A 22033-nucleotide genomic window follows, 5' to 3' on the forward strand; every position below is an offset into this window, starting at 1 on the left:
GGTAACTCGCCGGAAGCTGTGTACGGACCGGGGGACGACGCTGTGGACAAAATCACCCGGCCCACCCAGTTACCCCACCTGACCTGCAGTTTCCCCCTCCGGGCGCAGCAGTGGAGAAAATTCTTGGACACTGCCCCAAGATCGCCTCCAACGAGGTGTGAGGAACGCCCAAGTCAACGCGCCAGTAAGGATCCAAAGGCAGTTGCATCCATTACCTGTGGAAGATTAGATTGAGCGCATGACACAGGCTGTCGCAGCACCCAAGGCAGGGCCGGGACGGCACGACCGCGAGATCTTCGCACTCGCTCTCCCCGCCTTCGGCGCACTGGTCGCCGAGCCCCTCTTCGTGATGGCCGACAGCGCCATCGTGGGACACCTCGGCACCCCTCAGCTGGCCGGTCTCGGCATCGCCGCGGCGGTGCTCACCACCGCCGTGAGCGTCTTCGTCTTCCTCGCCTACGCCACCACCGCGGCCGTCTCCCGCCGCGTCGGCGCAGGAGACCTCCAGGCAGCGATCCGACAGGGGATCGACGGGATCTGGCTCGCCCTGCTGCTGGGCGCGGCCGTCGTCGCCGTGGTGGTTCCCGCGACCCCTTCACTGGTCTCGCTCTTCGGGGCCTCCGACACGGTGGCCCCGTACGCGATCACCTATCTGCGGATCTCCGCTCTCGGCATCCCGGCCATGCTCATGGTCCTGGCCGCCACCGGGGTCATCCGCGGGCTCCAGGACACCCGTACGCCGCTCTACGTGGCCATCGGCGGCTTCGCCCTCAACGCGGGCCTGAACGCCGCCCTGGTCTACGGTGCGGGGCTCGGCATCGCCGGCTCCGCCTGGGGAACGGTCATCGCCCAGTGCGCCATGGCCGCCGCCTACCTCGTGGTGGTCGTCCGCGGGGCCCGGCGCCACGGCGCCTCGCTGCGCCCCGACTCCGCGGGTATCCGGGCCTGTGCCCAGGCGGGCGCTCCGCTGCTGGTCCGCACCCTGTCGCTGCGGGCGATCCTGCTGATCGCCACCGCCGTGGCCGCCCGGCTCGGCGACGCCGACATCGCCGCCCACCAGATCCTGCTCTCCCTGTGGAGCCTGCTCGCCTTCGCCCTGGACGCCATAGCGATCGCCGGGCAGGCGATCATCGGCCGCTACCTGGGCGCGAGCGACACCGACGGCGCCAGGGCCGTCTGCCGCCGCATGGTCCAGTGGGGGATCGCCTCGGGCGTGGTGCTCGGCCTGCTGGTCGTCCTGGCCCGCCCGGTGTTCGTCCCGCTGTTCACCAGCGATCCGGCGGTCGAGGCGGCCCTGCTGCCGGCCCTGCTGGTCGTGGCCCTCTCCCAGCCCGTCTCCGGCATCGTCTTCGTGCTCGACGGGGTCCTGATGGGCGCCGGAGACGGCCGCTACCTGGCCCGGGCCATGCTCCTGACGCTGGCCGCCTTCGCCCCCGCCGCACTGCTCGTGCCGATCCTGGGCGGCGGCCTCACGGCGCTCTGGTGGGCCATGACGCTGATGATGGTGGTCCGGATGATCACTCTTCGGCTGCGGGCCGGTTCGGGCCGGTGGCTGATCGCGGGAGCCACTCGCTAGCGGACGGCCTGACCCGAGCCGTGTTTCACGTGAAACACCGCGGGCCGCACCCGGCATGTTTCACGTGAAACAGCGCCCGGCAACGACGAAGGGCCGCACCCCGTCGGGGTGCGGCCCTTCGAGCGCAGCCCTTAGGCGGCGACGACCTCGATGCCCACGTTCGCGGCCACGTCGGCGTGCAGACGCACGGAGACCTGGTACGAACCGAGGGTCTTGATCGGGGAGCCGAGCTCCACGCGGCGCTTGTCGACCTTCGGGCCGCCCGAGGACTCGATCGCCGTGGCGATGTCGGCCGGGGTCACGGAGCCGAAGAGACGACCGGCGTCACCCGCACGGGTGGCCAGACGGACCTTGACACCCTCGAGCTTGGCCTTGACCTCGTTGGCCTGCTCGATGGTCGCGATCTCGTGGATCTTGCGGGCGCGGCGGATCTGCGCCACGTCCTTCTCGCCACCCTTGGTCCAGCGGATCGCGAAACCACGCGGGACCAGGTAGTTGCGAGCGTAACCGTCCTTGACGTCGACGACATCGCCGGCGGCACCGAGGCCAGAAACCTCGTGGGTCAGGATGATCTTCATTAGTCGGTCACCCTTTCCTTATCGCGCGGTGGACGTGTAGGGCAGCAGCGCCATCTCACGGCTGTTCTTCACGGCCGTGGCGACGTCACGCTGGTGCTGCGTGCAGTTGCCGGTAACGCGGCGGGCACGGATCTTGCCGCGGTCGGAAATGAACTTCCGCAGCATGTTCGTGTCCTTGTAGTCCACGTACGCGGTCTTGTCCTTGCAGAATGCGCAGACCTTCTTCTTAGGCTTGCGCACAGGCGGCTTCGCCATTGTGTCTCTCCTGTGTGATCAAGAAGTTTGGATGGAGCTGCCCTAGAAGGGCGGCTCGTCCGAGTAGCCACCGCCGGAGCCGCCGGAGCTTCCGCCCCAGCCGCCCCCGCCGCCGCCCTGCTGCTGGCCACCGGCCGGCGCGCTGGACGCCCACGGGTCGTCGGAGGGAGCTCCGCCGCCCTGCTGGCCGCCGCTGGGGGCTCCGCCCCAGCCACCGCCGCCGCCACCCTGCTGCTGACCGCCGCCGCCGTATCCACCCTGGCCACCGCGACCGGTGGTCTTGGCGACCTTGGCCGTGGCGTTCTTCAGGCTGGGGCCGACTTCCTCGACGTCCAGCTCGTAGACCGTGCGCTTGACACCCTCACGGTCCTCGTACGACCGCTGCCTCAGCCGGCCCTGCACGATGACGCGCATGCCTCGCTGGAGGGACTCGGCGACGTTCTCCGCCGCCTGCCGCCACACCGAGCAGGTCAGGAACAGGCTCTCGCCGTCCTTCCACTCATTGGTCTGGCGGTCGAAGGTGCGGGGGGTGGACGCGACACGGAACTTCGCGACCGCCGCACCCGAGGGGGTGAAGCGCAGCTCGGGGTCGTCGACGAGATTGCCGACGACCGTGATGACGGTCTCGCCTGCCATGGATGAACCTCTCGGCGGGGATTGCTGCTGGGCTGCTGTGCTACTCGATCCCGATTACCGCTGAACCGAAGTTCAGTGGGTCTCGGGGCGAAGGACCTTGGTCCGGAGAACCGACTCGTTCAGGTTCATCTGTCGGTCAAGCTCCTTGACGACCGCAGGCTCGGCCTGAAGGTCGATGACCGAGTAGATGCCCTCGGGCTTCTTCTTGATCTCGTAAGCGAGACGACGACGGCCCCAGGTGTCGACCTTCTCGACCTTTCCGTTGCCCTCACGGACGACGGAGAGGAAGTTCTCGATCAGCGGGGAGACAGCGCGCTCCTCGAGATCGGGGTCGAGGATGACCATCACTTCGTAGTGACGCATGTGGAACCCACCTCCTTTGGACTCAGCGGCCACGGTCGTTCCGTGGCAGGAGGGTCGTGATGCGTGAGCACGGCGTCCGCAGAGCAGACACCGCGCAGCTGTACAGACTACCTGCTCGCGTCCTTCCGGTTGAAATCCGCCGGGAGAGGGCCACAATCTGTATCCATCGGGTGTGCTCGGTGCTATGACCCCGGCCCCTCGCCGGAGACAGCCCGCAGCACCGCCAGCTTCAGCCAGGAGGTGCCCTTCCGATGGCACAGGCAATGCGGCCCCCTCAGATCTCCCTGCTCTCCACCGACGGCAAGCCCCACCCGCTGCAGGACACCCTGATGGCGGTCACTCTGACCCTCGGCGCCGTGGCGTTCGTCACGGCCTTCTTCCACAACCTGCACCTGATCAGCTCGTGGGCCGGGCTGATCGGGATCCTGACCGGCGCGTACGGACAGTTCGTCTCCGTCACGACACGCGAGCGCTTCGCGCTGATCATCGGCCTTGGCGCGTCTGCCATCGGCTTCTACCTCGGCATGTTCCACGGCGGCCTCTTCGGGGGCTGACCGGGCCGACCGGGACACCTCCGCGGCAGGGCGCCGGCCACGCACCGGCCCGGGCCCACGGCCCGTCCCCCAGAAGGGTGGCGCCCCTGTCGCAGTAGGCTTCGCGCCATAGCAGCGAAGCCGCCGGAGGAGACGCCCCGCATGAGCCTGTCCCTGAGGACCATCAGCCGAGAGCAGCATCTGGGTTACCTCCAGAGCCTGCCCTCGGCGAGCCACTGCCAGGTCCCGGCGTGGGCCGACGTGAAGAACGAGTGGCGTTCCGAGAACCTCGGATGGTTCAACGAGTCCGACGAACTCGTCGGAGCGGCCCTGGTGCTGTACCGGCAGCTGCCCAAGGTGAAGCGGTACCTCGCGTACCTGCCCGAGGGCCCGGTCATCAACTGGTACGCCCCGAACCTGGAGGAGTGGCTCCAGCCGATGCTGGCGCACCTCAAGCAGCAGGGCGCCTTCACCGTGAAGATGGGCCCGCCCGTCGTCATCCGCCGCTGGAACTCGGCCGCCATCAAGGCCGGTATCCAGGACCCGAACGTGAAGCGCCTGCGCGACGTGGAGGCCTCGGTCATCGAGCCCCGCGCCTTCGAGGTGTCGGACAAGCTGCGCCGCATGGGCTGGCAGCAGGCCGAGGACGGCGGCGCCGGCTTCGGTGACGTCCAGCCGCGCTACGTCTTCCAGGTACCGCTGGCCAACCGCTCGCTGGACGACGTCCTCAAGGGCTTCAACCAGCTGTGGCGCCGCAACATCAAGAAGGCCGAGAAGGCCGGTGTCGAGGTCGTCCAGGGCGGCTACGACGACCTGCCGACCTGGCAGCACCTGTACGAGATCACGGCCGAGCGCGACAAGTTCCGCCCGCGTCCGCTCAGCTACTTCCAGCGCCAGTGGACGGCCCTCAACTCCGAGGACCCCAACCGGATGCGGCTCTACATCGCCACGCACGAGGGAGAGCCGCTGGCCGCCGCCACGATGCTCACCGTCGGCCAGCACGTCTGGTACTCGTACGGCGCCTCCGCCAACCACAAGCGCGAGGTCCGCCCCTCGAACGCGATGCAGTGGCGCATGCTGCGCGACTCGTACGCGCTCGGCGCAAGCGTGTACGACTTGCGCGGTATTTCTGACACGCTGGACGAGAACGATCACCTGTTCGGGCTGATCCAGTTCAAGGTCGGTACGGGCGGCGAGGCCGTGGAGTACGTCGGCGAGTGGGACTTCCCGCTCAACAAGATGCTGCACAAGGCCCTCGACATCTACATGTCGCGACGCTGACCCGGCCCCACCCCGCCCCACACGTACACACCGCACCGCTGCACCAGGCAGCTTCTCAGGAGAGGTTCCGGACGGGCATGGCGCTCACGCTCTACGTCGACACCGCGCGCTGGCGTGCGCACCAGAAGCAGATCCAGGACCAGTTCCCCGGGCTGGTCCCGGTCTGCAAGGGCAACGGCTACGGCTTCGGCCACGAGCGGCTCTGCGAGGAGGCGACCCGTATGGGCGCCGACATCCTGGCCGTGGGCACGACGTACGAGGCCTCCAGCATCAAGGACTGGTTCGGCGGCGACCTGCTCGTCCTCACCCCGTTCCGGCGGGGCGAGGACCCGGTGCCGCTGCCCGACCGGGTCATCCGTTCGGTCGCGTCGCTGGACGGGGTGCGCGGTCTGGTGGGGGCCAGGGTGGTCATCGAGTGCATGAGCTCGATGCGCCGCCACGGCATCTCGGAGCAGGACCTCGGCCAGCTGCACGCCGCCATCGAGGACGTCCGGCTGGAGGGCTTCGCCCTGCACCTGCCCCTGGACCGCCCGGACGGCTCGGACGCCGTCGAGGAGGTCATCGGCTGGATGGACCGGCTGCGCGCGGCCCGGCTGCCGCTGCACACCATGTTCGTCAGCCACCTGCGGGCGGCGGAGCTCGCACGGCTGCAGCAGCAGTTCCCGCAGACCCGCTTCCGGGCCCGGATCGGCACCCGGCTGTGGCTGGGCGACCACGAGGCCACCGAGTACCGCGGTGCGGTCCTCGACGTCACGCGCGTGGCCAAGGGCGACCGGTTCGGCTACCGGCAGCAGAAGGCGGCCTCCGACGGCTGGCTCGTCGTGGTCGCCGGCGGCACCTCGCACGGGGTGGGTCTGGAGGCCCCCAAGGCGCTCCACGGTGTGATGCCGCGCGCCAAGGGCGTCGCCCGGGCGGGTCTGGCCACGGTCAACCGGAACCTTTCGCCTTTCGTGTGGGCGGGCAAGCAGCGCTGGTTCGCGGAGCCGCCGCACATGCAGGTGTCGATCCTGTTCGTGCCCTCGGACGCGACCGAGCCGAAGGTCGGCGACGAGCTGGTGGCGCACCTGCGACACACCACCACGCAGTTCGACCGGGTGCTCGACGCCTGAGTCCGACCGGTCAGTCCTGGGAGCTCGTGCCCCAGGCGACCCGCTGTCCATCCGAGGGCGTCGCGTACTGCGGCGCCCTCGCCGCGTCCGACAGCACGAACACGTCCTCCGCGCCGTCCAGGACGCCACCGGAGGGGTCGTCCGAGCCGTCTCGGCGTACGACGTCCCGCTCGGGCATCAGGATGTCCCGGACGATGACCGCGCACAGGTACAGCGTGGTCAGCAGGTGGGCGGTGATCGCCAGCTGGTAGCCCTCCACGGGCAGGCCCTGGTGCTTGTCGCCGCTGGCCGTGTAGGCGAGGTAGAACCAGATCCCGAGGAAGTACACGACCTCGCCGGCCTGCCAGATCAGGAAGTCCCGCCAGCGCGGCCGGGCCAGTGCGGCGAGCGGGATGAGCCACAGCACGTACTGCGGCGAGTAGACCTTGTTGCACAGGATGAAGGCGGCGACCACGAGGAAGACCAGCTGTGCGAAGCGCGGCCGGCGCGGGGCGGTCAGGGCGAGCAGGCCGACGGCCCCGCACAGCAGGAGCGTCAGTCCGGTCGCGTACGTGTTGGCGCCTTCCAGCGAGTTGCCCGAGCGCTGGGAGATCAGCAGCCACACCGAGCCGTAGTCGATGGGCCGTTCCTGGCTGAAGGTGTAGAACTTCTTCCAGCCGTCCCACGCGAAGAGCATGACCGGCAGGTTGACCACGAGCCAGGCCCCGGCCGCGCCGAGCACGGCGGCGCCGAAGGCGCGCCACTTCCCGGCCCGCCAGCAGAGCACGAACAGCGCCCCGAGCAGCAGTACGGGGTAGAGCTTGGCCGCGGTGGCCAGGCCGATGAGGACGCCGAAGAGGACCGTCCGGCCGCGGGACCACATGAGCATGCCGGCGGCGGTCAGGGCGATGGCCAGCAGGTCCCAGTTGATCGTCGCCGTCAGGGCGAAGGCGGGCGCCAGGGCGAAGAGCAGGGCGTCCCACGGGCGGTGGCGGTGGGTGCGGGCGACGCACACGGCGATGACGGCCGCGCAGGCCATCAGCATGCCCGCGTTGACCATCCAGTACATCTGCTCGCGGTGCTGCATGGAGCCGCTGCCGGGGGTCAGCCAGGAGGCGATCTCCATGAAGAGCCCGGTGAGCACCGGATATTCCAGATACTCCATGTCGCCGGGGAGCCGGTCGAAGTAGGGCGTCAGGTTGTCGGCGAAGCCGCGTACCGCGTACAGGTGCGGGATGTCGGAGTAGCAGGCGTGGGTGTACTGCGAGCCCGCCCCCCGGAACCAGGCCCAGTCGTAGCAGGGCAGCTTCTGGACCATGCCGAGCGCGAACATGCCGATGGCGACCAGCGCCACGACCCGGACCGGCCCCAGCCAGTGCCCGCCGAGCCGGGCGTAGCGGCCGAGCGGGCCGCCGATGAGCTCACTGCCGGCTGCGGCGACCTCGTCCTGCTGCGTCGGCAGTACGGGGCTGTCCTCGTGCACCTTGGTCATGGGCTCATCCTGCCGTACCGGACCGGACATGGGGGAAGGCCGTCGCACACGGTGTGCGACGGCCTTCCTCGGCTCACGGAGCGGCGGTACGGGTCACTCGGGGACGGAGTCGTTGACCCCGCCGGTGATGCCGCCCGGGCGGCCGGGTCTGCCGGACTGCGACGGGGAGGGCGATCCGGAGGACCCGCCGATCACCCCGGTGCTGGTACCGGACGTGTTGCCGGAGTTGGTGCCGGTGCTGGTTCCGGTGTTGGCGCCGCCGTTGGTGTTCCCGCGCGTGGTGTCCGGGTCGCAGTACAGCTTCCACGGCGGGCAGCTCGGCCGACCGCCCTTGGACGGGGAGGGAGACGCCGGCGGGGAGCTCGGCGGCTGCGTCGACGGGGAGGGGGACGCCGGGACGACGACCGAGGGCGTGGGGGAGGGGGCGCCGGCGGAGTCGGCGGTCACGCCGATGTCCTCGGCCTCCGGGAACTGCTTGACCGGGAGGCCCTTGAGCGCTTCGCCCATGTACTCGGTCCAGATCTCGGCCGGGATGTCACCACCGTGGAGGGAGGGGATGTCGCCCACACCCTTCATGGAGATCAGCTTCTTGTCCGGCGAGTTGGGGTCGGTGCGGAAGAGGACCACCGAGGTGGACAGCTCCGGGGTGTAGCCGACGAACCACGCCGACTTGTTCTCGTCGGTGGTACCGGTCTTGCCCGCGGCGGGCCGGCCCAGCTTCTGGACCTTCTTGCCGGTGCCGTTCTCGACGACGTTCTCCAGCACCTTGGTGATGTTGTCGGCCACGGCGCTGTCCATGGCCCGCTGGTCCTTGGGGGCCTCGAAGCCCGCCAGCTTCTCGCCGTCCTTCTCGACCTCGGTCACGGAGAACGGCTCGCGGTGCGTGCCGGACGCGGCGAAGGTCGCGTACGAGTCGGCCATGCGGATGGCGCTCGGGGTGGAGGTACCGAGGGCGAAGGAGGCGTCGTTGTTCGGGTTGACCGACTCCTCCAGGATGCCCGTGGACTTGGCCACGGCCCTGACCTTGTCGTGGCCGACGTCGAAGACGAGCTGGGCGAACGGGACGTTGATGGACTTCTCCATCGCCTCGTTGAGGGTCACGTACCCGAAGGGGGTGGGGCTCTCGTTCTTCTGCTTGAACGGCGCGCCCGACGCGTCGCGCAGGGGCTTGCCCTCACGGTTGTTGATCACGGTGAGGTCGTTGGCCATGTACTTGCTGTCGGCCGAGATGCCCTTGCCCTTGGAGTTCTGGGTGCCGTACTCCATCGCGGCCGCCAGCACGTATGGCTTCCAGGTCGAACCGACCGGGACACCGCTGGAGTTGGCGTTGTTGCTGAAGTACTTGTGGTCCCAGCCCGGGCCGCCGTACAGGGCGACGAGCGCTCCGGTCTTCACGTCCACCGAGGCAGCGCCGAACTGCACGAAGGTGTCCGTCTCGGGGCGGCCCTTCTCGTCGATGAACCCGTTGCGGGTGTCCTCGACCGCCTTGACCATGGCGTCCACCCTCGGCTTCTGGAAGGTGGTCTTGATCCGGTAGCCGCCCAGGGCCATCTGTTCGGGGGTGATGCCCTTGGTCTTCATCACGTAGGCCTTGGCCGTGTCGACCAGGTAGCCGATCTGGCCGGTCATGCCGCGGGCCTGCTCCGACTCGACCCGCGGGGGGAAGTCCGCGTCCGTGAACTTCGCCCGCGCGGCCTTGTCCATCCGGCCGACCTCGACCTCGCGGTCCAGGACCCAGCTCCAGCGCTCCCGGGCCCGCTTCTCGTTGAGGGCGGGGGTGGCCGCGGCGCCGATGCCGCCGTCCGGGTTGTAGAGGTTGGGCCCCTTCAGCACGGCGGCCAGGAAGGCGCACTCGGAGGGGTTCAGGTCCTGGCTGTCCTTGCCGAAGTAGGCGCGGGCCGCGGCCTGGATCCCGTAGGCGTCCCGGCCGTAGTAGGCGGTGTTCAGGTAGCCCGCGAGGACGGTGTCCTTCTCCTCGGAGACACCCAGCCTTATCGCGATGAAGAGCTCGGTGGCCTTCCGCTTGAGCGTCTGGTCGGAGTCCAGGTAGGTGTTCTTCACGTACTGCTGGGTGATCGTCGAGCCGCCCTGGGTGGAACCGCCCGTGGCCATGTTCCACACGGCGCGGCCGACACCCATCGGGTCCACGCCCTTGTCCGTCTCGAAGGACTCGTTCTCCGCCGAGATCACGGCGTCCCTCATCGACCGGGGGATGCTGGAGATGGGCACGATCTGGCGGTTCATCGAACCGCCCGTCGCGACCATCTGGCTGCCGTCGGCCCAGTAGAAGACGTTGTTCTGCGCCTGCGCCGCCTTGTTCGGGTCGGGCGTGCTCACCATGGCGATACCGATGCCGGTACCGGCCGTGATCACCGCGAAGAAGCCCAGGGCCGTGCCGGCGACGAACTTCCAGGACGGTACGAAGCGCTTCCAGCCGTCTCTGTCGGACCGCGGGTAGTTGATGAGCCGCTTGTCGCGCGTGGCGGCGCCGGCTCCTCTCCCGCGGCCGCTGCCTCTCTGGGCACCCCTGCGGGCATCGGCACGGCTGCCCTGGGCGGGCTGCGGTGCGTACGGGCCGCTGTGCGACGCCGTGGGGACGTCACGTCCGGCCCCGCCCCTTCCGGGGCGAGGCTGGGCGGCGCGGCGGGCTGAGGCGCGCCCACCGCCTTCGGGCTGCGGCGGTTTGCGACGGTGCTCGCTCATCGAACGACTACTCCTCGGGCAGGCGAGTGGCCTGGAAGCGGCAGATTAGTTCCGGTACCCCCCGGTGTCATGGCGCACAGACTACGCACGCTCAAAACGCGCTCACTGCCGAAGTTCACCCCAAATCAGGCAACCTGCCTGGTGCGAATTGGTGATGTGACACCGGTCACCATGTCTCCACTTGTCGATCAGAGCGCCCCGTTCTATCGTCTGGATGTATCGAGCCGATACATCAGCTCGACATAAAGACTCTGGGGCGGAGGGGAGGCAGGCGGATGAGCAGACGCTCAGGCATCCTCGAATTCGCCGTCCTCGGCCTGCTTCGCGAATCCCCCATGCACGGCTATGAGCTGCGCAAGCGGCTCAACACCTCGCTGGGGGTGTTCAGAGCCTTCAGCTACGGGACGCTCTATCCCTGCCTCAAGACGCTGGTCGCCAACGGCTGGTTGATCGAGGAGCCGGGCAACGCCCCGGAAGACGCTCTCGCCGCTTCACTCGCAGGGCGCCGCGCCAAGATCGTCTACCGGTTGACGGCCGCGGGTAAGGAGCATTTCGAGGAATTGCTCTCCCACACGGGCCCCGATACCTGGGAGGACGAGTCCTTCGCCGCCCGTTTCGCCTTCTTCGGCCAGACCGAACGAGACGTCCGCATGCGGGTGCTGGAGGGCCGCCGCAGCCGGCTGGAGGAGCGTCTGGAGAAGATGCGCGCCTCGATCGCCCGGACGCGGGAGCGCCTCGACGACTACACGCTGGAGCTGCAGCGGCACGGCATGGAGTCGGTGGAGCGCGAAGTGCGCTGGCTGAACGAGCTCATCGAGAGTGAGCGGGCGGGACGGGATCGGAGACGATCCGGCCCGTCCGACGAAACTGAAAAATGAGACCTGCACCTCGCAGGCCTCGTCCGAGAACAAACAGGGAGCAACCGGAATGGGTTCGGTTCGCGTAGCCATCGTCGGCGTGGGCAACTGCGCCGCCTCGCTGGTGCAGGGCGTCGAGTACTACAAGGACGCCGACCCGGCGGCCAAGGTCCCCGGTCTGATGCACGTCCAGTTCGGCGACTACCACGTGCGTGACATCGAGTTCGTCGCCGCGTTCGACGTCGACGCGAAGAAGGTCGGCCTCGACCTTTCGGACGCCATCGGCGCCAGCGAGAACAACACCATCAAGATCTGCGACGTCCCGAACGCCGGTGTGACCGTCCAGCGCGGCCACACCTACGACGGCCTGGGCAAGTACTACCGCATGACGATCGAGGAGTCCGCCGAGGCCCCGGTCGACGTGGTCCAGGTCCTCAAGGACCGCGAGGTCGACGTCCTGATCTGCTACCTGCCCGTCGGTTCCGAGGACGCGGCGAAGTTCTACGCCCAGTGCGCCATCGACGCCAAGGTCGCCTTCGTCAACGCCCTCCCGGTCTTCATCGCCGGCACCAAGGAGTGGGCGGACAAGTTCACCGAGGCCGGTGTCCCGATCGTCGGCGACGACATCAAGTCGCAGGTCGGCGCCACCATCACGCACCGCGTGATGGCGAAGCTGTTCGAGGACCGCGGTGTCCGTCTCGAGCGCACCATGCAGCTCAACGTCGGCGGCAACATGGACTTCAAGAACATGCTGGAGCGCGACCGCCTGGAGTCGAAGAAGATCTCCAAGACGCAGGCCGTCACCTCGCAGATCCCCGACCGCGAGCTGGGCGAGAAGAACGTCCACATCGGCCCGTCCGACTACGTCGCGTGGCTCGACGACCGCAAGTGGGCCTACGTCCGCCTCGAGGGTCGCGCCTTCGGCGACGTCCCGCTGAACCTCGAGTACAAGCTCGAGGTGTGGGACTCCCCGAACTCGGCCGGTGTCATCATCGACGCCCTGCGCGCCGCGAAGATCGCCAAGGACCGCGGCATCGGTGGCCCGATCCTGTCGGCGTCCAGCTACTTCATGAAGTCCCCGCCGGTGCAGTACTTCGACGACGAGGCCCTGGCCAACGTCGAGAAGTTCATCAAGGGCGAGGTCGAGCGCTAACCGAGCCCAAGGGTCGTCACGACACCTGGACTTCGGCAGTTCTTCCGCGGAGGGTCCCCGGGCAATGTGCCCGGGGACCCTCCGCGTATGTGACTCTTGCCCTCATGCCTGTCGTACGTGATCTGCGCGTACTCCTGCGCCTGAGGGATTTCCGCAACCTGCTCGCCGTTCGGCTGCTCTCCCAGGCCGCCGACGGCGTCTACCAGGTCGCGCTCGCCACCTATGTCATCTTCTCCCCGGAGAAGCAGACCTCCCCGGCGGCCATCGCCTCCGCCATGGCGGTACTGCTGCTGCCCTATTCGGCGATCGGCCCCTTCGCCGGAGTCCTGCTCGACCGCTGGCGCCGCCGCCAGGTCTTCCTCTACGGCAATCTCCTGCGGGCCTTCCTCGCCTGCGTCACCGGGATGCTGATCGTCGCGCAGGTGCCCGACTGGCTGTTCTACGCCTCGGCCCTGTCCGTGACCGCCGTCAACCGCTTCGTGCTGTCCGGGCTCGCCGCCTCGCTGCCCCACGTCGTCGGACCCGATCAGCTGGTCACCGCGAACGCGCTCTCCCCCACCGCCGGCACCCTCGCGGCGGTGGCGGGTGGCGGGCTGGCCTTCCTCGTACGGCTGCTGGCCTCCGATTCCAACGCCCTCGTGGTGCTCCTGGGCGCCGGGCTCTACCTGTGCGCAGCTCTCGTCTCCCTGCAACTGGACATCGGCCTCCTCGGACCGGACCACCCCGCAGGCCGGGCCCATCCCTCGGTCGCCGAGGGGGTCGCCCTCACGGTGCGGGGGATGGCCGAGGGCCTGCGCCACCTCGCCTCCCGGCGCGAGGCGGCCCGGGCGCTCGCCGCGATGACCATGATGCGGTTCTGCTACGGGGCCCTCTTCGTGATGCTGCTGATGCTCTGCCGCTACTCCTGGTCGGACAACGAGTCCGACGGGCTGGCGCTGCTGGGCATCGCCGTCGGCGCCTCCGGGGCCGGATTCTTCGCCGCCGCCGTGGTGACCCCCTGGCTGGTGGGCCGGCTGGGCCCGCTCGGCTGGATCACCGCGTGCTCCGCGGGTGCCGCCGTCCTGGTACCGGCCCTCGGTCTGTTCTTCGCCCCGGGGCCGATGCTGGCCGCCGCGTTCGTACTCGGCCTCGCCACCCAGGGCGCGAAGATCGCCACCGACACCGAAGTGCAGTCCCAGGTGAACGACGACTACCGCGGCCGCGTCTTCTCCGTCTACGACGTGCTGTTCAACGTCGCCTTCGTCGGCGCGGCGGCGGTGGCCTCACTGATGCTCCCCGCCGACGGGCGTTCCGCGGCCCTGGTCCTCATCGTGTCCGCGCTCTACGCCGCGACCGCCCTGTTCCTGGCCCGGGGTGAGCGACGTTTCACGTGAAACATCAGCTCTGAAGTACGGCGGGGGCCGATGTTTCACGTGAAACATCGGCCCCCGCCATCCCTGCGTCAGGCCTGTGCGGCCCACCACTCCTTCAGCGCGACCACAGCGTCGTCACGGTCCATCGGGCCGTTCTCCAGCCGCAGCTCCAGCAGGAACGCGTAGGCCTTGCCGATCACCGGACCGGGGCCCACGTCGAGCACCCGCATGATCTCGTTGCCGTCCAGGTCGGGCCGGATCGCGTCCAGCTCCTCCTGCTCCTGCAGCTGCGCGATGCGCTCCTCCAGTCCGTCGTAGGTCCGGGAGAGGGCATTGGCCTTGCGCTTGTTGCGCGTGGTGCAGTCGGACCGGGTCAGCTTGTGCAGACGCTCCAGCAGCGGACCGGCGTCGCGGACGTAGCGCCGGACCGCGGAGTCGGTCCACTCCCCGTCGCCGTAGCCGTGGAAGCGCAGGTGCAGCTCCACCAGCCGGGAGACGTCCTTGATCATGTCGTTGGAGTACTTCAGGGCCGTGAGGCGCTTCTTGGTCATCTTCGCGCCCACCACCTCGTGGTGGTGGAAGGAGACCCGGCCGTCGCTCTCGAACCGGCGGGTGCGGGGCTTGCCGATGTCGTGCAGCAGGGCCGCGAGCCGCAGGACCAGGTCCGGGCCGTCCTCCTCCAGCGCGATCGCCTGCTCCAGCACGATCAGCGAGTGGTCGTAGACGTCCTTGTGACGGTGGTGCTCATCACTCTCCAGCCGCAGCGCGGGCAGCTCGGGGAGCACCCGGTCGGCCAGCCCCGTGTCCACCAGCAGTCCCAGGCCCTTGCGCGGGTGGGCGGACAGGATCAGCTTGTTCAGCTCGCCCTGGACCCGTTCAGCGGAAACGATCTCGATCCGCTCCGCCATCGCCTTCATGGCCGCGATGACCTCCGGGGCGACCTCGAAGTCCAGCTGCGCGGCGAACCGGGCCGCCCGCAGCATCCGCAGCGGGTCGTCGGAGAAGGACTCCTCCGGGGTTCCGGGCGTACGCAGCACGCCGGCGGCCAGGTCCTCCAGACCGCCGTGCGGGTCGATGAACTCCTGCTCGGGCAGAGCCAGGGCCATGGCGTTGACCGTGAAGTCACGCCGGACCAGGTCCTCGTCGATCGAGTCGCCGTAGGAGACCTCGGGCTTGCGCGACGTACGGTCGTAGGCCTCCGAGCGGTACGTCGTCACCTCGATCTGGAAGTTCCGAACGGCGTCCCCGACGCGGGCGCTCTTCTGGGCCCCGACGGTGCCGAAGGCGATACCGACGTCCCACACCGAGTCCGCCCACGGCCGGACGATCTTCAGAACGTCCTCGGGACGGGCATCGGTGGTGAAGTCGAGATCGTTGCCGAGACGCCCCAGCAGCGCGTCGCGGACGGACCCACCGACCAGGGCGAGGCGGAAGCCCGCCTCCTGGAAACGGCGGCCGAGCTCGTCGGCGACAGGAGCGACCCGCAGCAGTTCACTGACCGCGCGGCGCTGCACCTGACTCAGGGCACTGGGGTTGTCTTCGTTGGCGTTCGGCACAACAGAAAAGGGTACGTGCCCGTCCCCCCGGGGACCGCCCCGTTTTGCGGCCACCCCGGCACGCGGTCCCCGGGGTCCTGAGCCGATCATGTGGAGCAAGGCGCGGCACTCGCACACAGCGGGCCTCGTTACCATGCGTGGACGCAGAAAAGACGACCACTGACACTTCGAGGGACGGGCTAGCGCGTGGCCGAGGCGGCTGACAACCAGGGGGCGTCCCCCGCTCCTGCCCGGCGCCGGTGGCTGCGGCGGGCGATCGTCCTGCTCGCCGGGACGCCCGTTCTGGCCGCGCTGATCTACTCTCCTGCCCCCCGGGCCGAGGCCGCGCAGGCCTCCGCCGTGGACGTCCAGCTGACCTCCATGGCCCCCTCCGCACCGGTCAAGGGCGACACCCTCACCATCCGCGGCACCGTGCTGAACACCGGTGCCGAGACGATCAACGACGCACATGTCGGTCTGCGGGTCGGACCTGCGCTCGCGGACCGCTCGTCCATCGACGAGGCGGCGGAGCGCACCGGCTTCCGGGCCGGCGCCGACCCGGGTGAGATCGACCCGGCCTTCGCGGTGAAGATCGCCTCCCTGCCTTCGAAGGTCAGCCAGGAATTCACGCTCACCGTCCCGGTGAACAAGCTGGAGCTGGACAAGGACGGCGTCTACCAGCTCGGCGTCTCCCTGTCCGGGGTGACCGACAGCCGGCCGTCCGAGCAGGTGATGGGCATCAAGCGGACCTTCCTGCCCTGGCAGCCGGAGGCCGCCGGCAAGCGCTCCCAGCTCACCTACGTCTGGCCGCTCGTCTCCACCACCCGCGTGACGGCGGAGACCGGCTCCGACGAGAACCAGACCCCCGTCTTCCTCGACGACTCCCTCGCCGACGAGCTCAAGCCGGGCGGACGCCTGGAACAGATGGTCACCCTCGGCAAGGACCTGCCGATCACCTGGGTGATCGACCCCGACCTGCTCTACACGGTCGACGCGATGACCAAGGGCTACCGCGTCCGCAACCCGGGCGGCAAGCCCGTCCAGGGCAAGAGCAAGGCCGTCGCCGAGCAGTGGCTGAACTCACTGGAGGCGGCCGTCCAGGGCAAGAAGGTCGTCGCCCTGCCGTTCGCCGACCCCGATCTCGCCTCGCTCGCCCACCACGGCAAGGACGTCTCGGGCACCCTGGGCCAGCTGCGCCCCGCCACCGACAAGGCGAAGCAGGCCGTCGAGACGGTCCTGCACGTCCCGGCGTCCACGGACTTCTCCTGGCCCGTGGACGGCGCCATCGATCCCTCGATCGTCAACGTCGCCACCTCGGCCGGTGCCCACAACGTCCTCACCCGCAGCGACAGCCTCGTGGAGAGCGGCGCCCTCGGCTACACGCCCTCGGCCGCCCGGCCCATCGGCGCCGGCACCACCGCCGTCGTGGCCGACGCCGACCTGTCCACCGCCTTCGAGGGCGACATGCTGAACGCCGGGACCTCCACGCTCGCCGTGCAGCGGTTCCTCGCCCACAGCCTCGCCCTGAACCTGCAGCAGACCGACGAGCCGCGCAGCTTCGTCGTCGCCCCGCAGCGGACGCCCAGCGTCAGCCAGGTCCAGTCGATGGCCGAAGCCGTACGCGGCCTCCAGGCGGGCCGCTGGACCCAGCCCGCGGACCTCGAGGCCGCGGCCACCGCCAAGCCCGACCCCGGAGCCACCACGCAGGTGCCGGGCGCCGGCCAGTACCCCGAGGCACTGCGCAAGCAGGAGCTGCCGGTGTCGGCCTTCGAGAAGATCCGCACCACGCAGAACGCCCTCGACCGCTTCAAGGTGATCCTCGCCGCGCCCGACCGCGTGGAGATCCCCTTCGGCAACACCACCAACCGTGAGATGTCCACCTCCTGGCGCGGGCGCCCCGAGGAGTCGCGCCTCTACCGGGACCAGGTGCAGGACTACCTCGTCGGTCTCACCGAGAAGGTCAAGGTCGTCCCCAAGTCCGACGCCACCCTGTCCGGACACAGCGCCACCATCCCGGTCAGCGTCCAGAACAGCCTGGTCCAGGACGTCCACGACCTCGTCCTGCGGGTGAAGTCGACCAACAAGACCCGCTTGATGTTCAGCCAGGACGAGCAGCAGGTCACCGTCCAGGGCGACCACACCCAGACGGTCAAGTTCACCGCCAACGCCACGGCGAGCGGCCCCGTCGAGGTCACGGCGCAGCTGTTCACCAAGGACGGCGTCCCCTACGGCAAGGAACGCAGGTTCACCGTCGAGGCCACCGAGATCACGCCCACCGTGATGCTCGTCATCGCCGGCGGTGTGCTCCTCCTGGTGCTGTCAGGCATCAAGATGTACGCCAGTCGCAAGCGCGTCGCAGCACGAGCGGCCGCCGAGGAGAGCACGCAGCCGAGTGACGAGTCCTCTGACACCGGAGTGCAAAGCACCGAGGGGTCCGGCACGAGTGAGACAGTGGACCGTTGATTGACGCCGTGGCCGGTCGGCCTGGGGACGATGAGGTGGGGTTTCGATGAACGCGCCGTACGACGGTGACCGCGCGCAGGGCACTGGTGGGCCTGCGCCCTCCCAGGGCGCTGCCCCGGGCACCCCGGTGCCCGGGCAGGTTCCCGCACCTGCGCCCGCGCCGGAACGTGACCCGTATGTCCAGGACGCCTACGACCACGACCCCTACCGGTCCCAGGACCTGTCGGCCCAGGACCCCGTCGCCGAGGTGCTCTACGACCGCGCCTCCCACCCGCCGCCGCCGCCCGGCACCTACCAGGAGCCCGGCCCGCTCTACGCCGCGCCGACCGCACCCTCGTACTCCCCCGACCCGCGCGTCTGGGCCCAGACCCCGCCGCCCGAGCCGGACGGCCCCTCACGCCACCTGCCGTACGGCGACCACGCCACCACCACCCAGTTCGTCGGCGTGGACGCCCTCGTCACCAACGCCTCGGACGAGCAGTCCGGACCCGATGCCTTCGCGCACCTGTACCGGGACCAGGAGGCGGCGCCCCGTACCCCTGCCGAGGAGGCGCCCGTCGCCGCCCCGGCACCGAGCAAGCCCGCCGGGCGGGCCTCCAGCCTGCTGAAGTCCAGCGCGCTGATGGCCGCGGGCACGATCGTCTCCCGCATCACCGGCTTCCTGCGGACCCTGGTCATCGCCGGAGCGATCGGCGTCGGCACCTTCAACGACACGTACCAGATCGCCAACACCCTGCCCACGATGATCTACGTGCTGGTCGGCGGTGGCGCCCTGAACGCCGTCTTCATCCCGCAGCTGGTCCGGGCCATGAAGAACGACGACGACGGCGGGCAGGCGTACGCCAACCGGTTGCTCACCCTCGTCGTGGTCCTGCTGGCGGGCATCACCACCATCTGCGTCCTGGCCGCACCGGTGTTCATCACGATGATGTCGCCGAAGATCGCCTCCGACCCCCAGCAGATGGACGTCGCGGTCTCCTTCGCCCGCTACTGCCTGCCCACCATGTTCTTCATGGGCGTCCACGTGGTCCTGGGTCAGATCCTCAACGCCCGCGGCCGCTTCGGCGCGATGATGTGGACCCCGGTCCTCAACAACATCGTGGTCATCGCCACCTTCGGCGCCTTCATCTGGGCCTTCGGGGGCTTCACCACCTCCGGCGTCAACGCCGCCACCGTCACCCCCGAGGGCGTGCGCCTGCTGGGCCTGGGCACCCTGCTCGGCCTCACCGTCCAGGCCCTCGCGATGCTGCCCTACCTGCGCGACGCGGGCTTCAAGCCGCGCCTGCGCTTCGACTGGCGGGGCCACGGCCTCGGCAAGGCCGCCCGCCTGGCCAAGTGGACGTTCTTCTTCGTACTCGCCAACCAGGTCGGGCTCGTGGTCGTCACCCAGCTCGCCACCTGGGCCGGGGCCGTCGCCGAGGAGCAGGGCCACCCGGGCACCGGCATCACGGCCTACAACTACGCGCTGTTGCTGTGGCAGATGCCGCAGGCGATCATCACCGTCTCCGTCATGACGGCCGTCCTGCCCCGCATCTCCCGCTCCGCGCACGACGGCGACGCCGCCGCGGTCCGCGACGACATCTCCTACGGGCTGCGCACCTCGGCCGTCGCGATCGTGCCCTGCGCCTTCGCCTTCCTCGCCCTCGGTGTCCCGATGGCCACCCTGCTCTACGCCGGCTCGGGTTCGGGCGCGCAGAACATCGGTTACATCCTGATGGCCTTCGGCCTCGGCCTGATCCCGTACTCCATCCAGTACGTGGTCCTGCGCGGCTTCTACGCCTACGAGGACACCCGGACGCCCTTCTACAACACCGTCATCGTCGCCGCGGTCAACGCGGGGGCCTCCGCACTGTCGTTCTTCGTGCTCCCCGCCCGGTGGGCGGTGGTCGGCATGGCCGCCGCCTACGGGCTCGGCTACGCCGTCGGCGTCGGCGTCGCCTGGCGCCGCCTGCGCACCCGGCTCGGTGGCGACCTCGACGGGGCGCACGTCATGCGCACCTACGCCCGGCTCACCGGCGCCTGCGTCCCGGCAGCCGCCGTGGCCGGCGCGGTCGCCTACGGGGTCACCCAGTGGCTGGGCAGCGGAGTCACCGGCTCCGCCACCGCCCTCCTCACCGGTGGAATCGCCCTGGCCGCGGTGTTCCTGATCGCCGCCAAGCGGATGCGGATCGAAGAGCTCAACGCGATGGTCGGAATGGTCCGCGGACGTTTGGGGCGCTGATGCGCACAACCGTCGCCCCCTTTCGTGTGTCGTGCTTAGCGTCGGACTGTGGGCACAATTGGCATGGCTTCGCAGACTGGCTGACAGCGCGCAACGGATGGGGAGGCAGGAACGACGGTGGCGGAACGTAGCACGGCTGCCGTCGACGTGGCCGACAACAGCGGCGATGAGCCGCTGACCGCTCAGGCGGCACAGGCCACGTCCGACGGGGTGGACACCCAGAACGGACGAGCCGCGGACGGACCCATGCCCGACAAGGACGGCGAACGCACCAACGCGGCCCCTGCGGCCGCACCCGAACTGCACAGCGGACACAAGCTCGCCAGACGCTATCGGCTGGAAGAGTGCGTCACCCGTGTGGACGGATTCAGCAGTTGGCGCGCGATGGACGAGAAGCTGCGCCGGGCCGTGGGCGTGCATCTGATGCCCGCCGACCACGCGCGCGCCCGCTCCGTCCTGGCCGCCGCCCGGTCCTCCGCCCTGCTCGGCGACCCACGGTTCGTCCAGGTCCTGGACGCCGTGGAGGAGAACGATGTCGTCTACGTCGTCCACGAATGGCTGCCCGACGCGACCGAGCTCACCGCGCTCCTCGCCGCGGGCCCGCTGGAGGCCCACGAGGCCTACCAGCTCGTCAGCCAGGTCTCCCAGGCCATGGCCGCCGCACACCGTGAGGGTCTCGCCCATCTGCGGCTGACGCCCAGCGCGATACTGCGCACCTCCACGGGCCAGTACCGCATCCGCGGCCTCGCCGTGAACGCCGCCCTGCGCGGCATCACCAGCGAGACCCCGCAGCGGGCCGACACCGAGGCCATCGGCGCGCTCCTGTACGCCGCCCTGACCCAGCGCTGGCCGTACGAGAGCGACGCCTACGGCCTCACCGGCCTGCCCAAGGGCGTGGGCCTGATCGCCCCCGACCAGGTACGCGCCGGTGTCCACCGGGGCCTGGGCGAACTCGCCATGCGCGCGCTGGCCAACGACGGGGCCACAGCCTCCCGTCAGGAACCCGCCTGCACCACTCCTGACGAGCTGGCCAAGGCCGTGGCCGCGATGCCCCGCATCCGGCCGCCGGAGCCCGCCTTCACGGCCCCGCCGGAGTACCAGCACACCAGCTACCAGCAGGGCAGCTACGGCCGTCCGCCGACGCACCCCGGCGCGCCGGTCACCCACCCCATGGCCGTCCCGCCGCCGCCCCCGCTGCAGAGCCGCACCGGCCGCGTCCTGAAGTGGGGTGTGGCCGCCCTGCTCATCGCCGCGCTCGGCCTGGGCAGCTGGCAGCTCGCCGACACGCTCCTGGACCGCGTCAAGGGCGAGAGCGGCAGCCCGAACACCTCGCAGTCCCCCAAGACGAACGAGGACGAGAAGAAGCCCAAGGAGAGCAAGCCGCTGAAACTCGCCGGAGCCTCCGTCTTCGGCAAGGACCCGATAAAGGCCGAGGACGCCGGCAAGGCCATCGACGGGAACCACGACACCGCGTGGGTCACCAAGATCTTCTACGGTTACGAAGGAAAGTTCGGCAACCTGGACAGCTACGACGACGGCAGCGGCATCGTCGTCGACCTCGGCAGCGTCCAGGAGGTGACGGGCATCGACGTGGAGATGCGCAACGCGGGGCACAAGGTCGAGGTCCGCGCCGCCGCCCCCGAGACCTCCTCGCCGCGCGGCATCTCCGACTTCCCCCAGGAGCTCGTGAAACTGGGCAGCGCGGGGAAGAAGCTCGAGGCCGCGCGGGACACTCCGGTCAAGACCCGCTTCGTGCTCGTGCACATCACCGCGCTGCCCTCCGAGGGGGGCGGGGACGGCTACCGCGGCGGCATCAACGAGATCGAGATCCTCGGCACCGGCGACCAGCCCGCTCCCTGATCGGTACGTCCCGGGTCCGCTGCGCCACCGGCTCGGCGGACCCTCGTATTCGTCCCACCCACCCCGTACGCTCCCTCCGGGAGGGGA

General features: G+C 69.5%; 17 protein-coding genes. 10 read left to right on the top strand and 7 right to left on the bottom strand.

All coding sequences use genetic code 11. The annotated features are described in order from the left end of the window. Positions 1–238 precede the first annotated feature (238 nt). Positions 239–1576 (top strand): MATE family efflux transporter, encoded by a 1338-nt coding sequence (locus tag ACXNSR_RS19565; protein WP_458636849.1) that lies wholly within the window; start codon positions 239–241, stop codon positions 1574–1576. A gap of 131 nt (positions 1577–1707) precedes the next feature. On the opposite strand, the gene rplI is transcribed toward ACXNSR_RS19565, so the two are convergent. The 4 genes from rplI to rpsF form a co-directional block, all read right to left on the bottom strand. Further along, positions 1708–2154: a 50S ribosomal protein L9 gene (gene rplI / locus ACXNSR_RS19570; RefSeq protein WP_030008386.1), complete on the bottom strand. Its 447-nt coding sequence runs from the start codon at positions 2152–2154 to the stop codon at positions 1708–1710. Positions 2155–2172: 18 nt separating this feature from the next. Further along, entirely contained in the window at positions 2173–2409 is a 237-nt protein-coding gene (gene rpsR, locus ACXNSR_RS19575) for a 30S ribosomal protein S18 (RefSeq protein ID WP_005315025.1), read from the bottom strand. A 42-nt stretch (positions 2410–2451) separates the two neighbouring features. Next, the gene (locus ACXNSR_RS19580) at positions 2452–3045 is read right to left on the bottom strand and encodes a single-stranded DNA-binding protein (protein WP_031156060.1); all 594 of its coding nucleotides are present in this window, start codon (positions 3043–3045) and stop codon (positions 2452–2454) included. Positions 3046–3117: 72 nt separating this feature from the next. Further along, positions 3118–3408, bottom strand: coding sequence for a 30S ribosomal protein S6 (gene rpsF / locus ACXNSR_RS19585; RefSeq protein ID WP_004950685.1), 291 nt, complete (start codon positions 3406–3408; stop codon positions 3118–3120). Positions 3409–3659: 251 nt separating this feature from the next. Here rpsF and ACXNSR_RS19590 point away from each other — a divergent pair, with 251 nt between their 5' ends. The 3 genes from ACXNSR_RS19590 to ACXNSR_RS19600 all read left to right on the top strand — a co-directional run bounded on the left by ACXNSR_RS19590 (position 3660) and on the right by ACXNSR_RS19600 (position 6331). Next, the gene (locus ACXNSR_RS19590; protein WP_030008388.1) at positions 3660–3962 is read left to right on the top strand and encodes a hypothetical protein; all 303 of its coding nucleotides are present in this window, start codon (positions 3660–3662) and stop codon (positions 3960–3962) included. 141 nt (positions 3963–4103) lie between these two features. Continuing rightward, positions 4104–5222, top strand: coding sequence for a lipid II:glycine glycyltransferase FemX (locus ACXNSR_RS19595; protein ID WP_458636850.1), 1119 nt, complete (start codon positions 4104–4106; stop codon positions 5220–5222). Between the two features lie 77 nt (positions 5223–5299). Further along, positions 5300–6331: an alanine racemase gene (locus tag ACXNSR_RS19600; RefSeq protein ID WP_329100213.1), complete on the top strand. Its 1032-nt coding sequence runs from the start codon at positions 5300–5302 to the stop codon at positions 6329–6331. Positions 6332–6341: 10 nt separating this feature from the next. Here the strand turns inward: ACXNSR_RS19600 and ACXNSR_RS19605 are convergent, their stop codons facing one another. Beyond that, positions 6342–7802: a glycosyltransferase family 87 protein gene (locus ACXNSR_RS19605; RefSeq protein WP_458636851.1), complete on the bottom strand. Its 1461-nt coding sequence runs from the start codon at positions 7800–7802 to the stop codon at positions 6342–6344. Positions 7803–7895: 93 nt separating this feature from the next. Further along, positions 7896–10505 carry a transglycosylase domain-containing protein gene (locus ACXNSR_RS19610; protein WP_458636852.1) on the bottom strand — a complete coding sequence of 870 codons (2610 nt, stop codon included), beginning with the start codon at positions 10503–10505 and terminating at the stop codon, positions 7896–7898. A gap of 275 nt (positions 10506–10780) precedes the next feature. On the opposite strand from ACXNSR_RS19610, the gene ACXNSR_RS19615 reads away from it, so the two are divergent. From ACXNSR_RS19615 to ACXNSR_RS19625, 3 genes are all read left to right on the top strand, one after another. Beyond that, positions 10781–11383 carry a PadR family transcriptional regulator gene (locus ACXNSR_RS19615; protein ID WP_030008393.1) on the top strand — a complete coding sequence of 201 codons (603 nt, stop codon included), beginning with the start codon at positions 10781–10783 and terminating at the stop codon, positions 11381–11383. A gap of 49 nt (positions 11384–11432) precedes the next feature. Continuing rightward, positions 11433–12515 (top strand): inositol-3-phosphate synthase, encoded by a 1083-nt coding sequence (locus ACXNSR_RS19620; protein ID WP_189737960.1) that lies wholly within the window; start codon positions 11433–11435, stop codon positions 12513–12515. A gap of 104 nt (positions 12516–12619) precedes the next feature. Continuing rightward, positions 12620–13888: an MFS transporter gene (locus ACXNSR_RS19625; RefSeq protein WP_458636853.1), complete on the top strand. Its 1269-nt coding sequence runs from the start codon at positions 12620–12622 to the stop codon at positions 13886–13888. 68 nt (positions 13889–13956) lie between these two features. Here ACXNSR_RS19625 and ACXNSR_RS19630 read toward each other — a convergent pair whose 3' ends face one another. Beyond that, complete coding sequence (locus tag ACXNSR_RS19630) at positions 13957–15423, bottom strand: CCA tRNA nucleotidyltransferase (protein WP_458636854.1); 1467 nt, start codon at positions 15421–15423, stop codon at positions 13957–13959. A gap of 186 nt (positions 15424–15609) precedes the next feature. Here ACXNSR_RS19630 and ACXNSR_RS19635 point away from each other — a divergent pair, with 186 nt between their 5' ends. The 3 genes from ACXNSR_RS19635 to ACXNSR_RS19645 all read left to right on the top strand — a co-directional run bounded on the left by ACXNSR_RS19635 (position 15610) and on the right by ACXNSR_RS19645 (position 21946). After that, on the top strand, positions 15610–17865 hold the full coding sequence (locus tag ACXNSR_RS19635; protein ID WP_458636855.1) for a DUF6049 family protein: 2256 nt from the start codon (positions 15610–15612) through the stop codon (positions 17863–17865). Positions 17866–17911: 46 nt separating this feature from the next. Then, positions 17912–20086, top strand: coding sequence for a murein biosynthesis integral membrane protein MurJ (murJ, locus tag ACXNSR_RS19640; protein ID WP_458636856.1), 2175 nt, complete (start codon positions 17912–17914; stop codon positions 20084–20086). A 117-nt stretch (positions 20087–20203) separates the two neighbouring features. Continuing rightward, positions 20204–21946: a protein kinase family protein gene (locus ACXNSR_RS19645; RefSeq protein ID WP_458636857.1), complete on the top strand. Its 1743-nt coding sequence runs from the start codon at positions 20204–20206 to the stop codon at positions 21944–21946. The last annotated feature ends 87 nt before the right edge of the window (positions 21947–22033 follow it).

It is taken from the genome of Streptomyces sp. NC-S4 (genome assembly GCF_054353315.1).

Excerpts from the sequence above, each read along its gene's own strand:
- ACXNSR_RS19620 (WP_189737960.1), top strand. The coding sequence starts at position 11,433 with ATGGGTTCGGTTCGCGTAGCCATCGTCGGCGTGGGCAACTGCGCCGCC.
- rpsF (WP_004950685.1), bottom strand. The coding sequence starts at position 3,408 with ATGCGTCACTACGAAGTGATGGTCATCCTCGACCCCGATCTCGAGGAG.
- ACXNSR_RS19580 (WP_031156060.1), bottom strand. The coding sequence starts at position 3,045 with ATGGCAGGCGAGACCGTCATCACGGTCGTCGGCAATCTCGTCGACGAC.
- ACXNSR_RS19625 (WP_458636853.1), top strand. The coding sequence starts at position 12,620 with ATGCCTGTCGTACGTGATCTGCGCGTACTCCTGCGCCTGAGGGATTTC.
- ACXNSR_RS19610 (WP_458636852.1), bottom strand. The coding sequence starts at position 10,505 with ATGAGCGAGCACCGTCGCAAACCGCCGCAGCCCGAAGGCGGTGGGCGC.
- ACXNSR_RS19605 (WP_458636851.1), bottom strand. The coding sequence starts at position 7,802 with ATGACCAAGGTGCACGAGGACAGCCCCGTACTGCCGACGCAGCAGGAC.
- rplI (WP_030008386.1), bottom strand. The coding sequence starts at position 2,154 with ATGAAGATCATCCTGACCCACGAGGTTTCTGGCCTCGGTGCCGCCGGC.
- ACXNSR_RS19615 (WP_030008393.1), top strand. The coding sequence starts at position 10,781 with ATGAGCAGACGCTCAGGCATCCTCGAATTCGCCGTCCTCGGCCTGCTT.
- ACXNSR_RS19600 (WP_329100213.1), top strand. The coding sequence starts at position 5,300 with ATGGCGCTCACGCTCTACGTCGACACCGCGCGCTGGCGTGCGCACCAG.
- ACXNSR_RS19595 (WP_458636850.1), top strand. The coding sequence starts at position 4,104 with ATGAGCCTGTCCCTGAGGACCATCAGCCGAGAGCAGCATCTGGGTTAC.
- rpsR (WP_005315025.1), bottom strand. The coding sequence starts at position 2,409 with ATGGCGAAGCCGCCTGTGCGCAAGCCTAAGAAGAAGGTCTGCGCATTC.
- ACXNSR_RS19565 (WP_458636849.1), top strand. The coding sequence starts at position 239 with ATGACACAGGCTGTCGCAGCACCCAAGGCAGGGCCGGGACGGCACGAC.
- murJ (WP_458636856.1), top strand. The coding sequence starts at position 17,912 with ATGAACGCGCCGTACGACGGTGACCGCGCGCAGGGCACTGGTGGGCCT.
- ACXNSR_RS19590 (WP_030008388.1), top strand. The coding sequence starts at position 3,660 with ATGGCACAGGCAATGCGGCCCCCTCAGATCTCCCTGCTCTCCACCGAC.